Below are 12631 nucleotides of genomic sequence, written 5' to 3' on the forward strand. Positions count from 1 at the left end.
GTTCAACGAGGAGGTTAACAATGCGACACACCAAACTGTACGCCCTGGTGGGCCTGCTTCTGGCACTGGCCCTGGTACTGACTGCCTGTCCGGCGCCGGCCCAGCCGGGCGCGGCACCATCCCAGCCGGAACCGGCCGCCACCGAGGAAGCCCACGAGGAGGCCACCGCTGAACCGACCGCCGAGGAGCACGCGGAAGAGGCCACTGTGGTCACCGACGTGGAGCTGCCGGAAGGTTGGGACGGCGGCTGGACGGTGAACGCGCCGGACCTGGCCGGCCAGCCCATCCAGGTCTACGACATTCCCAAGCTCATCGGCATCGACTACTTCAACGCCACTTACAAGGGCATGCAGGAGGCGGCCGAAGAGCTGGGCAACGTCACCGTAACCCAGGATGGCCCCACCGAGGGGCGGGTGGACCGCCAGATTGAGTTTATCGAGAACTTCATCACCCAGGGCGCGGATGCCATCGTCTTCGCCAGCAATGACCCCGTCGCCATTGCACCCGTCCTGGAGAAGGCCCTCTCCCAGGGTATCCGGGTCATCGGCTATGACGCGGACGCCGAGCCCCAGGCCCGCCAGTTCTTCGTGAACCAGGCCACCTTCGAGGCCATCGGCAAGGCGCTGGTGGAGTCCATGGTGGCCCAGGTGGGTGAGGACGCCCAGGTGGCCATCGTCACCAGCAGCCTGACCGCGCCCAACCAGAACGCCTGGATCGAGGAGATGACCAAGTATCGGGATGCCAACTATCCCAACCTGGAGTTCGTGGACATCCGCCCCAGCGAGGAAGACCAGAACCTGGCCTTCTCCGTGACCAATGACCTGCTGCTGGCCTATCCGGATCTGGCCGGTGTCTTCGGCCTGAGCTCGGTGGCCTTCCCCGGCGCGGCCGAGGCCGTCAAGCAGGCGGGGAAATGTGGCCAGGTGGCGGTGGTGGGCCTGAGCACCCCCAACGTCATGCGCTCCTACGTCAAGGAGGGGTGTGTCAAGGATGTGGTTCTGTGGAACCCGGTGGATCTGGGCTACGCCACCATCTACGCCGTGCGTGCCGTGATCGACGGGACCCTCAAGCCGGGTGACACCGAGTTCGAGGCCGGCCGCCTGGGCACCCTGCAGGTCCAGGGCAGCCAGATTCTGCTGGGCGATCCCTTCATCTACACCGCGGAAAACATCGACGACTTCAACTTCTAACCACCGATGGACGGCAGCCGGCGGGAGATCCCGCCGGCTGCTCTGAGGAGGAGAGCACCCTATGCAAGACCATCATGCTGCCTACGAGCTGCTGGCCGAGCGGCTCACGGCCCAGGGCATCGACGTGGAGCGCGTCAAAGAGGCCATCAAGAACCACCACATCGAGACCCCTAGCTGGGGCTACGCCAACAGCGGTACCCGTTTCAAGGCCTTTCCCTGGCCAGGCGCCGCGGTGACCACCCGCCAGAAGCTGGATGACGCCGCCATGGTCCACAAGATGACCGGCATCGCGCCCACGGTGGCCATCCACATCCCCTGGGACAAGCCCGAGGACGGCGACTACGACGCCATGCGCCAGTACGCGGAAGAGCAGGGCATCCGCATCGGCGCCGTCAACCCCAACGTCTTCCAGGACGACGAGTACCGCCTGGGCTCCTTCGGCAACCCGGACCCGGCCGTCCGGGAGCAGGCGCTGGACCACGTCCTGGAATGCTGTGAGATCATGACCAAGGTCCACAGCGACATCCTCAGCCTCTGGTTCGCCGACGGCACCAACTACGCAGGGCAGGACAGCCTGCGGGAGCGCAAGCGCCGCTTTGAGCAGGCCCTGGAAACGGTGTACCAGCACCTGCCCGCCGGCGGCCGTATGCTCATTGAGTACAAGTTTTTCGAGCCCGCCTTCTACAGCACCGACATTCCGGACTGGGGCACAGCCTACGCCTGGTCCCTCAAGCTGGGCGACCAGGCCCAGGTGTTGGTGGATCTGGGCCACCACGCCCAGGGCGTCAACATCGAGCAGATCGTGGCCTTCTTGCTGGACGAAGGGAAGCTGGGCGGCTTCCACTTCAACAATCGCAAGTACGCGGACGACGACCTGATTGTGGGGAGCGTCAACCCCTACGAGCTCTTCCTGATTTACAACGAGCTGGTGGATGCGGAGCAGAGCAGTGAGCCCCACCTGCGGGAGACCGCCCGCAACGTGGCCTACATGATCGACCAGTCCCACAACGTGGAAGGAAAGATGGCACCCATGATCCTGTCGGTGCTCAACTGCCAGGAGGCCTACGCCAAGGCGCAGCTGGTGCCCCGACAGCAACTGGCCGAAGCCCGGGCCGCCGGCGATGTCCTGGCCGCGCACCACCTCTTGACCGAGGCCTACCGCACCGATGTGCGGCCCCTGCTGGCCCAGGTGCGGGAGGAGATGGGCGTGCCCGTAGACCCCCTGGCCGCCTACTGGGCCAGCGGGTATGAAGAAAAAATCCGCAAGGAGCGGGGAATTACAGCCACCAGTGGTGGCTATCAGTAGCTGCTGCTCGCCTCCAACGTGCAGCTAGCGATAGGGGTTGGTGATGACCCAGACGACAGAACTTGACCTCCTGCAAGAACAGCTCAACGACTTCGATCCGGCCGTGCGACGCCAGGCCCTGGAGCGACTCCTGGCCCTGCAGCCCCAACCGCCCCGGCCGCCGGCTGAAGTGGCCAACATGCACTGCCACACCTTTTTCTCCTTCAACGCCTACGGCCACTCGCCCACTTCCCTGGCCTGGCTGGGCCGCCAGCAGGGCTTCAAGCTGATGGGCATTGTGGACTTCGACGTGCTCGACGGCGTGGATGAATTCCTGGACGCCTGCGCCCTGACTGGCGTGCGGGGGAGCGCCGGCATCGAAACCCGGGTCTACCTGCCCGAATTTGCCCAACATGAGATGAACTCGCCCGGAGAGCCTGGTGTCCTCTACCACATGGGCATCGGCTTCACCACCACCGACGTCTCTCCGGAAGCCGCGGCCATCCTGGACGAGCTGCGCACCCAGTCGGCCCAGCGTAACCAGGGCCTCATCCAGCGGGTCAACGCCTACCTGGATCCGGTCCAGGTGGACTACGAGCGGGATGTACTGCCCCTCACGCCCAAGGGCAACGCCACCGAGCGTCACATCGTGGTGGCTTATGTCCGCCAGGCGGAACGGCACTACCCCGACGAGGCAGCCCGCCAGCGCTTCTGGGCGGATCGGCTGGATCTGCCTGCCGAACGAGTGGCCCGTCTGATGGCAGATGCCCCAGCCTTTCAGAATCAGATCCGCTCCAAACTCATGAAGCGGGGTGGCGTCGGCTATGTCCAGCCGGGCCACGACACCTTCCCGCCCATCGACAAGCTCCACCGGCTGATCCTGGCCTGTGACGCCCTGCCCTGCGCCGCCTGGCTGGACGGCACCACCTCTGGCGAGCAGCGCATGGACGAGCTCCTGGCCTTGCTGGTGGACAAGGGGGCGGTGGCCCTGAACATCATCCCCGACCGCAACTGGAACATCGCGGATCCGGACGAACGCCAGGTGAAGGTGCAAAACCTCTACCGGGTGGTGGAACTGGCCCAGGAAATGGATCTGCCCCTAAACGTGGGCACGGAAATGAATAGCTACGGCCAAAAGCTGGTGGACGATTTTGACGCACCGGCCCTGGCACCGGTGCGCCAGGCCTTCCTGGACGGCGCCTATTTCATCTATGGCCACACGGTGCTGCAGCGCCTGCTGGGCCTGGGCTATCAGAGTGCCTGGGCCCGGGATCAGCTCCCCGGCCGCCGGGAGCGCAACGCCTTTTACACCCAGGTCGGGCGCGCCGTCGAGCCTGGCGAGGCCGGACGACGCCAGCTGGCAGGGATCACGCCGGAAATGACCCCCCGAGAGCTGTTGCAGCAGCTGGCCACCTGACCTGGACCCGCCGGCGTCATCTGGCGCTTCGGGCAACACGAGTCAACCTTTTCAGGAGTAACGGCGAATGTCTGACAAATTGAACGCATACAAGCGGGCCAGCGGGCCTCTGCCGGATCGCAACCGTCTCTGGCCCCTCTATGGCGCCGGCTTCGAGAACCTGGGGCGCAATGGCCAGATGATCGAAGTGCCCATGCCCGTGCCCGGACCAGATGAACTGCTGGTACGCCACGACGCCTGCGGCATCTGCTTCTCCGACATCAAAGTGATCCGGGCCGGCCAGAACCATCCCCGCATCTACCGCAACATGGCCGAGGATCCGGTGGTGTTGGGCCACGAGGTCAGCCTGACCGTGGTAGGCGTGGGCGAGGCGTTGCAGGACGAGTACCACGTGGGGGATCGCTTCATCGTCCAGGCCGACATTTACGTCAACGGCGTGGGCTATGCCTACGGCTACGAGATCCAGGGCGGCTTTTCCCAGTACAACGTCATTGACCAGCGGGTGCTCAACGGCGACGGCGGCAACTACCTGATCCCGGTGAAGCCTACCACCGGCTACGCAGAGGCTGCGCTCAACGAGCCGTGGGCCTGCGTGGAGGCCTCCTACAACGTGGTCTACCGCACCCAATGGCAGGAGGGCGGCCGGGTCTGGCTGGTGGGCGACGGGCGCGGAGTCCGCCTGGGACGGGCTGCCGACTGGCGACCGGCCCAGGTGGCTGTGGACGTCCGGGATCCCGAGTTCGCCGCGCAGGCGCGCCAGTGGGCTGAAGCGAACGGCGTGGCCATCATCGAGGCCGATGCGGCCGAAGCCTTTGACGACATTGTGGTCCTGGGCCCCGATCCGGAGCTGATCGAGCGGGCCTTCGCCCGGCTGGCCCGGGGCGGCGTCTTCAACGTGGTGGCGTCGGAGCCCATCCCCCGGCCTGTCTCCCTGGACATCGGCCGCCTTCACTACGACCACCTGGCCGTGGTCGGCACCCCAACCCCGGACCTCTCCGCCGCCTACACGCCCATCCGCACCCAGCTCAAACCGGGCGGCCGGCTCTGGGTTTTAGGCGCCGGCGGCCCCATGGGCCACATGCACCTGCAGCGGGCGCTGGAAATAGCCGAACGCCCGGCCACCATCGTGGCCACCAACCTGCACCTGGCCCGGCTGCGCGCGGTGGAAGAAAAGTTCCGCGGTCCGGCGCACAAGGCCGGCGTGACCCTGATCTGCCATTCCCAGGAGAGCTTCGGCTCGGAAGAGGCCCTGGCCGACCAGCTCCGGGCCGACACCCAGGGCCAGGGCTTCGACGATATTGTGGTCATGGCGCCCAGCGTGGCCGCGATTGAAATGGCCATGCCCCACCTGGCCGATAGCGGCGTGATGAACGTCTTCGCCGGCCTGCCCCGGGGCACCATGGCCCGCTTCGACATGAACGACATCGTCCGCCGGGGCGTCCGTTTCACCGGAACCAGCGGCTCCTCCATCGAAGACCTGCGCCACATGCTGGATCTGACCGAGCGCCGGGTCCTCTCGCCCAACGGAGCGGTGGCGGCCATTGCCGGGCTGGAGGGGGTGGCCGACGGGCTGCGGGCCGTGGCCGAGGGGCGCTTCCCCGGCAAGGTGGTCATCTATCCCAACCTGAACAAGCCCCTGCCCCTGACGCCCCTGCCTGCCCTGAAGGAGAGTCTGCCCACAGTCTATGCCAGGCTGGCCGAAGGCGAAACCTGGACTGTGAAAGCCGAGGAAGAATTGTTCCGCCAATTGCTGTGAGTGGAGTCCATGGATCCGAAACCTTTACTTGATCGCATTGCCGTAGTCACCGGCGGCGCCCAGGGATTGGGAGCCGCCATCTGCCAGCGCCTGGCCCAGGAGGGCGCGCACGTGGTGGTGGCCGACCTGAACCTGGAAGGTGCCCAGGCCCTGGCCGACCAGATCCAGGCCGAGACCGACCGCCGCACCCTGGCCGTGGCCGTGGACGTCACCGATGAGGAGCAGGTCGCCCGCATGATCGACCGCACGCTGGAGGAATTCGGCCGCCTGGACATTTTGGTGGCCAACGCGGGCATCGTCTTGTCCGGCCCGGTGGAGGAATTCGAGCTGGAGCGCTGGCGCAAGGTGATCGACGTGAACCTGGTGGGCTATTTCCTCTGTGCCAAGCACGCCGCCCGGGTCATGAAGGCCCAGCGCAGCGGCGTCATCATCCAGATCAACTCCAAGTCCGGCAAGCGGGGCAGCTTCAAGAACTCGGCCTACGCCGCCAGTAAATTCGGCGGCATCGGCCTGACCCAGAGCATCGCCCTGGAGCTGGCCGAATTTGGCGTGCGGGTCAACGCGGTCTGCCCGGGCAACCTGCTGGATTCGCCCTTATGGGTGAACTCCCTGTACAAGCAGTACGCGGAGCGGCTGGGCATCAGCGAAGAGGAAGTGCGCCAGCGCTACATCGACCAGGTGCCCATGAAGCGTCCCTGCACCTACCAGGACGTGTGCAACGTGGTGGTCTTCCTGGCCTCGGATCAGTCCAGCTACATGACCGGCCAGGCCATCAACGTCACCGGTGGCCAGGAGATGCACTGAGGTCCACAGACGGGAGGGCGTGCCATGTCCCTGCGCGGTGCCCGAACCTTCGTCGGCTTGGGCTTTGGGGCCATCCAGGCCGGCCTCTTCCTCTACGAGGCCTGGGCCTCCGGCGCCTTTGGCCGCCTGGTGGTGGCAGAGATTCGGCCGGAGTTGGTGGCTGCCGTGCGGGAAGCAGGTGGATACTACCACCTCAACATCGCCCACGCCCACGGCATCGAGCAGGTCCAGGTGGGGCCGGTGGAGATCTACAACCCGCAGCTGCCCGCCCACCGGGAAGCCCTGGTGGAGGCCATCGCCGGGGCGGAAGAGCTGGCCACCGCGTTGCCCGGCGTGGCCTACTACGCCGGCGCCGGCCCGGCCAGCCCCCATCGACTGCTGGCCTTGGGCCTGCGACGCAAGGCGCGGCAGGGTGGGCCCCGGGCGGTGATCTACGCCGCGGAGAACCACCCCCAAGGGGCGGCCTCCCTGTTGGAAGCCCGGGTTCGCTCGGCCGTGTTGCCCCTGGAACAGGCCGCCCTCTGCCGGCCGGTCCGCTTCGTGGACACGGTCATCGGCAAGATGTGTGGCGTCACCGGGGATCTGGCCGGGTTGGCGCCCGTCACGCCCAACAGCCCGCAGGCTTTCCTGGTGGAGGCGTTCAACCGGATCTACATCTCCCCGGTTGACTTTGGGGACGGCCAGCCTTTTGTGCGGGGGCTGGCGGCATTTGAAGAGCAGGCGAACCTCATCCCCTACCAGGAGGCCAAGCTGTACGGCCACAATGCGGTCCACGCGCTGGCGGCCTATCTCGGCGCCGCCTGTGGCCTGACCCGCATGGCAGAATTGCGGGAACGGCCTGGCATGGTACCCTTTTTGCGGGCCGCCCTGCTGCATGAGTCGGGGCCGGCTCTGCGGGCCCGACATGGCCCGGTGCCGGGGCTTCTGGCGCCGGACGATTGGGCCGCAGCGACAGAGGATTTGCTGGAGCGCATCCTGAACCCCCATCTGCGGGATAGTGTGGCCCGGGTGGCCCGGGATCCGGCCCGCAAGCTGGGCTGGGACGACCGGCTGATCGGCACCATGCGCCGGGCGTTGGCCGCCGGCATCATGCCCCGGCGCTATGCCCTGGGCGCGGCCGCCGCCCTGGCCCTGTGGGCACCCGGGGCAGCGGCTGCCACGGCGCTGTCGACCCTGTGGGGGGATGTTGCGCCGGCGGATCAGGTCCGACCCATCCTGGACCTGATTGGGGAAGGACAACAGCAACTGGCCCGTTGGCGGGCCCAGGGCTTTTCGGACCTGGAAACGATGTTTCAAATCGAGGAAGCGAATGGGTGATCATGGCGGATGAATCGATTTTGCAACAACTGATCTGGCTCTCCCATGAACTGGGGCGAGAAGAACGACAACTGGTGATCCTAGGGGAAGGCAACACCGGCGCAAGCTGTGGCGACGGCACCTTTTGGGTGAAAGCTTCTGGCAGCCAGCTGGCCAACATCACCGAGGAGGGGTTCAGCCGGGTGCGACTGGATGCGGTGTTGTCCCTGTTGGATGCGCCCCAGATGGATGACGTGGCCGTCAACGAGGGGCTGCAGGCCGCCCGGGTGGACCCCAAGTATCGGCGGCCTTCGGTGGAGACCTTTCTCCATGCCCTCTGTCTGGCCGAAGGGGGAGCCCGCTGGGTGGCCCATACCCATGCGGTGGCCGTCAACCAGATCCTGTGTAGCCAGCAGGGCGCTGCGCCCTTTTTGCACCATCTCTTTCCGGATGGCATCGTGGTCTGTGGCCGCCACCCGGCCGTGGTTCCCTACGTGGACCCGGGGTTCCAACTGGCCCACGCGGTGCGCGCCGAACTGCGGCGCTACCAGGACGAGCATGGGCATCCTCCCAAGCTGCTGCTCATGGTCAACCATGGGTTGGTGGCCCTGGGTCAGACTGCCCAGGAGGCGCTGAACATCACCCTGATGGCCGACAAATGGGCCCGCATCATCGTGGGAACCTATGCCCTGGGGGGGCCGAATTTCCTGCCGGATCACCAGGCCGAGCGGATCGACAACCGGTTGGATGAGCATTACCGCCGTCGTCAGCTCACCAACACAGGGCTCTCTGGAGCACAATGAGGGGCAAGAAGGGGAAACAGCCCATGGCGGAACAGCAGCGGAGTAAAAATGAGGCGGATGGCGGCTCAGCCGGTACCCTCTCCAGCGAAGCCCGGCGGGAACGGATCATCCAGGAGCTGCGCCAGCAGGATGAGGTGACCGTTGCCGACCTGAGCGCGCGGCTGGGGGTCTCGGATGTCACCATCCGCAAGGATTTGCAGCAACTGGAGGACCAGGGCTACCTGACCCGGGTACGGGGCGGCGCGGTCTTTTCCGGGAGAGGGCAGCTGGAGCTCCGTTTTGCTGCCCGCCAGCAGATCTGCCTGGAGGAGAAGCGGCGCATAGCTGCCCGGGCGGCCCAGTTCATCCGCCCCGGCGCCACCATCTTCCTGGATGGCAGCAGCACCGTCTTTCAGATGACCCGCCTGCTGCGCCAGGTGCAGGGGCTGACCGTAGTCACCAACGGGCTCTACGCTGCCCTGGAGCTGAGCTTCGCCCCCGATGTCACCACGATTGTGGTGGGCGGCATCCTGCGCCGGCAGTCCAGCAGCCTGGTGGATCTGCTCACGCCGGAACTGCTGCGCCGGCTGCATGTGGACCTGGCCTTTTTGAGTTGCCGGGGCTTTACCCTGGAGCACGGGTTGATGGAGTCGGACCTGCGGGAGGCCCAGTTGAAACGGGCCATGGCCCAGGCCGCGCAGAAGGTGATCGCCCTGGTGGATCACTCCAAATTCGGCAACGTCTATATCGCCAGTTCGGTCCTGCCGGAGGAGATCGATTGCCTGCTGGTGGACAGTGGACTGGCCCCGGAGGATCAGGCCGCGCTGGAGGCGGCCGGCATTCCCCTGGAACTGGTGTAGCAGGGCACGCACCCTGTGCAACACAGAAAGCGAGAAGGAGACATGGCTGCGACGGCGAAATTTCTGGCTGTAGATCTGGGTGCATCCAACGGACGGGTCTTGCTGGCCGAATGGGATGGCCGCCGATTTCACCTGCAGGAGTTACATCGCTTCGCCAACGGGCCGGTTCAGGTTCGAGGCCGCCAGTACTGGAATGCCCTGGGCCTATGGCAGGAGATCCAGCAGGGTCTGGCCCGCTATGCCGCCCGCTTCCATGAGGCGCCGGCCGGCGTGGGGATCGACACCTGGGGCGTGGACTTCGCGCTGTTGGATGCCCACGGCCATCTGCTGGGCAATCCGGTCCACTACCGGGATGCCCGCACCAACGGCATCCCCGAAGTGGCCTTCGCCACGGTCCCCAGCGACGAAATTTTCCAGCAGACCGGCATCCAGTTCATGCAGATCAACACCCTCTTCCAGCTCTTCAGCATGCGGCACCACGGGGACCCTCTGCTGGACCAGGCGGAGACCCTCCTGATGATGCCGGATCTGTTCCACTACTGGCTGACGGGAGAGCGGGTGGCCGAGTACACCATCGCCTCCACCAGCCAGCTCCTCCACGCGGTGGAGCGGCGTTGGGCCACCGGGCTGGCCGCGCGGCTGCGCCTGCCCACCCAGATCCTGCCCCCCATCGTAGAGCCGGGTACCGTGCTGGGTTCGGTGGTGCCGGACGTGCTGGCAGAGACAGGCCTGCAGGGACCGGTGCCGGTCATTGCGCCCGGCAGCCACGACACGGCCAGCGCGGTGGCGGCCATCCCCGGCCTGGACGAGCGCAGCGTCTACATCAGCAGCGGCACCTGGAGCCTGATGGGGGTGGAGATCCCAGAGCCCATCATCACCCCCACCGCCCGGGCGCTCAACTTCACCAACGAGGGCGGCGTGGCTGGCACCATCCGCCTGCTCAAGAATATCGCCGGCCTGTGGCTGTTGCAGGAGTGTCGCCGTCAGTGGCAGCGGGAAGGCCGGGAGTACAGTTGGGAGGAGCTCCTGGCCCTGGCCGAACAGGCGCCCCCCTTCCGCTCCCTGGTGGATCCGGATGCGCCCGACTTCCTGAACCCGGACAACATGGTGGAGGCCATCCGGCGCTACTGCCGGCGCAGCGGGCAGCCGGTACCCGAGGATGTGGGCAGCGTGGTGCGCTGTTGCCTGGAAAGCCTGGCCCTGCGCTATCGCTGGGTGTTGGACGCCCTGGAGCAGTTGACGGGACGTCGTCTGGAGGTAGTACGCATCGTGGGAGGCGGCAGCCAGAACCGGCTGCTCAGCCAGTTTGCCGCGGATGCCTGCCAGCGGCCGGTGGTGACGGGGCCGGTGGAGGCCACGGCGTTGGGCAACGTTATGGTCCAGGCCATCGCCGCCGGTCACCTGGCCAACGTGGCCGAAGGGCGGAGCGCCATTGCGGCCTCGGTGGCCCAGGAACGCTTCGAGCCGGGGCCGGTCGCCGGCTGGGAGGAGGCCTTCGGTCGTTTCTTGCAGCTGGCAGAAGGGGCGTGAATGGGGAGCCATGGGTTTCACAGATGAACACAGATTTTTTCGCCCCTATCTGTGTCATCTGTAGTTGAATGTCAAGGGCGCTTTCGAGGGCCCCGGCCATTTTAAGGTTGGGGCCCTCGCCTGTTATAATGAAGGTCGAAGGCTGTTTCATGAAAGTGCTTTCGGACGTTGGTGTTGATCCGTCCGATGCAGAATTTGTCTGGCACTTTAAAAGAGGAGCTCTTCGCAAGGCCGACTGCTTTACACTCACGCCAAGGCCCATCCGTCGTTGATGCCTCGCACACTCTGGCGTAAGTACCCTGGCAGAAATCCAGCAGCTTTCTCCCCAGCCGAGACTATCGATGGATTTTTGTCAGGATTGACTCGGGGTTGTCATACCACTGGATCAGCAACCACTGGATTAGAGAAACGTGTATCGACGTAAGCTAAACCGAGCCTGGGAAACATTGCGGTCCATGCCGGTGCCTGCCATCGCATCGGATCGCCTGGTCGATTTGCACAACGATTTGATTCACTACGACACGGTCATTGCCAACCAAATGCGCGAGTATTTGCGCGGCAATCCCATCAACCGCCACAAGCTGGTCATTGATACGGAGTTGGAAGAGGCGCTGCGCTCCTTCAAGGCCGAAACACCGGCCGAAGTGGAGTGTCGCCGGGAGCTCCTGCGGTACAAACGGCGCATCGACGACGTGGTTCGGGAGCTGTTACGGGTCAACGATGACCGCATCGTGACCAAGTAAAGATCTGCCCGGCCGGTCCAGGGATGTCCAGGACCGGCTCTCCTCTTGTCATTTCATATCCCACCCCATTTTGCCCCAGGGCGGGCATCCATGGATGCTGCCTCTCTTCAGATGGGATCCTGGGGCTCTCCCTCAAACCTTTAAATGTAAATGCCGGACGTATCCTCAGCGTTCAGGTGCGATCTCTTCAAACAAGAGCGACTCGTCCCGAGGGCCGATGTAACCACACTCCCCCACCCGGGGTGAGTTGACCACCGGTAGAAAAGCCTCGTCCCAATCTTTGTGCTTCTTTGCATGGGTATCGCAGTAGGTCTCGTATCCTCCACTCCAGACGTTCAACCACCTTCCCGGCTGCTGGCACTTGATGCAGGGGTAGACCGGCGCATAATTGCGGGCCAACACCCGCACCTCTTTCTGGGGCGGGCTGCCCTTCCGTTCACCCACGACCTTGAGCTGTAGTTCTGTAGTGGTGCCGAAGTCGTATTCATAGAGAAAGGTCTTGCCCACCGAGAGCACCCTGTCCAGCCTGGTTTTCATGCTTGCGGTGGGGCGGGCGGCGCCAAAGATGTCCTTCCACATGGCATCCACCATGCCGGTGTCCAATTCATAGGAGACGTTATCGATGGTGAAGGCACTCAAATGGCCGCAGCATTCCAGCCAGGTGGCCCGTAAGAAGTTGTCCAGCTTCGCCAGAGTCGTACTGGCCGGGATCTCCAGATGCATCCAGTACGCGGGGGCATAGCGCCCCTGGACGGAAAGATGGAAGAGACGTACCGGGCGGTCCGGGCTGCTGTCATGCTCGTGGACACACTTCTTCAAATGGCGGGAGATGGTGTTTTTGGCAAATGGTTTGCCGCATAGGAAGCATTTGCCATAGGAAATGGTGCGGGATCGGGTTGCCATATATTCCCTCCTCATCATTTGGGAACAAGTGGGCCTGTCTCCTCGCCAGCCCTGCCCGGAAAGAC

11 protein-coding genes are annotated in these 12631 nt (G+C 64.9%); 10 read left to right on the forward strand and 1 reads right to left on the reverse strand.

Going from position 1 to position 12631, the window contains the following annotated elements; all coding sequences use genetic code 11:
* Positions 1 to 20: 20 nt before the first annotated feature.
* The 10 genes from FKZ61_RS01185 to FKZ61_RS01230 all read left to right on the forward strand — a co-directional run bounded on the left by FKZ61_RS01185 (position 21) and on the right by FKZ61_RS01230 (position 11663).
* On the forward strand, positions 21 to 1190 hold the full coding sequence (locus FKZ61_RS01185) for an autoinducer 2 ABC transporter substrate-binding protein (RefSeq protein ID WP_141608230.1): 1170 nt from the start codon (positions 21 to 23) through the stop codon (positions 1188 to 1190).
* A 61-nt stretch (positions 1191 to 1251) separates the two neighbouring features.
* Positions 1252 to 2496: an L-rhamnose isomerase gene (rhaI, locus tag FKZ61_RS01190; RefSeq protein ID WP_141608231.1), complete on the forward strand. Its 1245-nt coding sequence runs from the start codon at positions 1252 to 1254 to the stop codon at positions 2494 to 2496.
* Positions 2497 to 2539: 43 nt separating this feature from the next.
* A complete protein-coding gene (locus FKZ61_RS01195) occupies positions 2540 to 3892 on the forward strand; it encodes a PHP domain-containing protein (RefSeq protein ID WP_141608232.1) in 1353 nt (450 codons plus the stop codon).
* Positions 3893 to 3959: 67 nt separating this feature from the next.
* Positions 3960 to 5648 carry a zinc-binding dehydrogenase gene (locus FKZ61_RS01200; RefSeq protein ID WP_141608233.1) on the forward strand — a complete coding sequence of 563 codons (1689 nt, stop codon included), beginning with the start codon at positions 3960 to 3962 and terminating at the stop codon, positions 5646 to 5648.
* Between the two features lie 9 nt (positions 5649 to 5657).
* Positions 5658 to 6452 (forward strand): sorbitol-6-phosphate dehydrogenase, encoded by a 795-nt coding sequence (gene srlD / locus FKZ61_RS01205; RefSeq protein WP_141608234.1) that lies wholly within the window; start codon positions 5658 to 5660, stop codon positions 6450 to 6452.
* Positions 6453 to 6476: 24 nt separating this feature from the next.
* Positions 6477 to 7769: a mannitol dehydrogenase family protein gene (locus FKZ61_RS01210; protein WP_141608235.1), complete on the forward strand. Its 1293-nt coding sequence runs from the start codon at positions 6477 to 6479 to the stop codon at positions 7767 to 7769.
* Positions 7770 to 7771: 2 nt separating this feature from the next.
* Complete coding sequence (locus tag FKZ61_RS01215) at positions 7772 to 8551, forward strand: class II aldolase/adducin family protein (RefSeq protein WP_141608236.1); 780 nt, start codon at positions 7772 to 7774, stop codon at positions 8549 to 8551.
* A 23-nt stretch (positions 8552 to 8574) separates the two neighbouring features.
* Positions 8575 to 9390: a DeoR/GlpR family DNA-binding transcription regulator gene (locus FKZ61_RS01220; RefSeq protein WP_170199040.1), complete on the forward strand. Its 816-nt coding sequence runs from the start codon at positions 8575 to 8577 to the stop codon at positions 9388 to 9390.
* 42 nt (positions 9391 to 9432) lie between these two features.
* A complete protein-coding gene (locus FKZ61_RS01225; protein ID WP_141608238.1) occupies positions 9433 to 10920 on the forward strand; it encodes a rhamnulokinase in 1488 nt (495 codons plus the stop codon).
* Between the two features lie 455 nt (positions 10921 to 11375).
* Positions 11376 to 11663: a hypothetical protein gene (locus tag FKZ61_RS01230; protein WP_141608239.1), complete on the forward strand. Its 288-nt coding sequence runs from the start codon at positions 11376 to 11378 to the stop codon at positions 11661 to 11663.
* A 165-nt stretch (positions 11664 to 11828) separates the two neighbouring features.
* Here FKZ61_RS01230 and FKZ61_RS01235 read toward each other — a convergent pair whose 3' ends face one another.
* Complete coding sequence (locus tag FKZ61_RS01235; RefSeq protein WP_170199042.1) at positions 11829 to 12566, reverse strand: IS1096 element passenger TnpR family protein; 738 nt, start codon at positions 12564 to 12566, stop codon at positions 11829 to 11831.
* Between the last annotated feature and the right edge of the window lie 65 nt (positions 12567 to 12631).

Origin of the sequence: Litorilinea aerophila (assembly GCF_006569185.2) — a bacterium.
GTDB classification, from domain to species: domain Bacteria; phylum Chloroflexota; class Anaerolineae; order Caldilineales; family Caldilineaceae; genus Litorilinea; species Litorilinea aerophila.

Excerpts from the sequence above, each read along its gene's own strand:
- FKZ61_RS01185 (WP_141608230.1), top strand. The coding sequence starts at position 21 with ATGCGACACACCAAACTGTACGCCCTGGTGGGCCTGCTTCTGGCACTG.
- rhaI (WP_141608231.1), top strand. The coding sequence starts at position 1,252 with ATGCAAGACCATCATGCTGCCTACGAGCTGCTGGCCGAGCGGCTCACG.
- FKZ61_RS01195 (WP_141608232.1), top strand. The coding sequence starts at position 2,540 with ATGACCCAGACGACAGAACTTGACCTCCTGCAAGAACAGCTCAACGAC.
- FKZ61_RS01200 (WP_141608233.1), top strand. The coding sequence starts at position 3,960 with ATGTCTGACAAATTGAACGCATACAAGCGGGCCAGCGGGCCTCTGCCG.
- srlD (WP_141608234.1), top strand. The coding sequence starts at position 5,658 with ATGGATCCGAAACCTTTACTTGATCGCATTGCCGTAGTCACCGGCGGC.
- FKZ61_RS01210 (WP_141608235.1), top strand. The coding sequence starts at position 6,477 with ATGTCCCTGCGCGGTGCCCGAACCTTCGTCGGCTTGGGCTTTGGGGCC.
- FKZ61_RS01215 (WP_141608236.1), top strand. The coding sequence starts at position 7,772 with ATGGCGGATGAATCGATTTTGCAACAACTGATCTGGCTCTCCCATGAA.
- FKZ61_RS01220 (WP_170199040.1), top strand. The coding sequence starts at position 8,575 with ATGGCGGAACAGCAGCGGAGTAAAAATGAGGCGGATGGCGGCTCAGCC.
- FKZ61_RS01225 (WP_141608238.1), top strand. The coding sequence starts at position 9,433 with ATGGCTGCGACGGCGAAATTTCTGGCTGTAGATCTGGGTGCATCCAAC.
- FKZ61_RS01230 (WP_141608239.1), top strand. The coding sequence starts at position 11,376 with ATGCCGGTGCCTGCCATCGCATCGGATCGCCTGGTCGATTTGCACAAC.
- FKZ61_RS01235 (WP_170199042.1), bottom strand. The coding sequence starts at position 12,566 with ATGGCAACCCGATCCCGCACCATTTCCTATGGCAAATGCTTCCTATGC.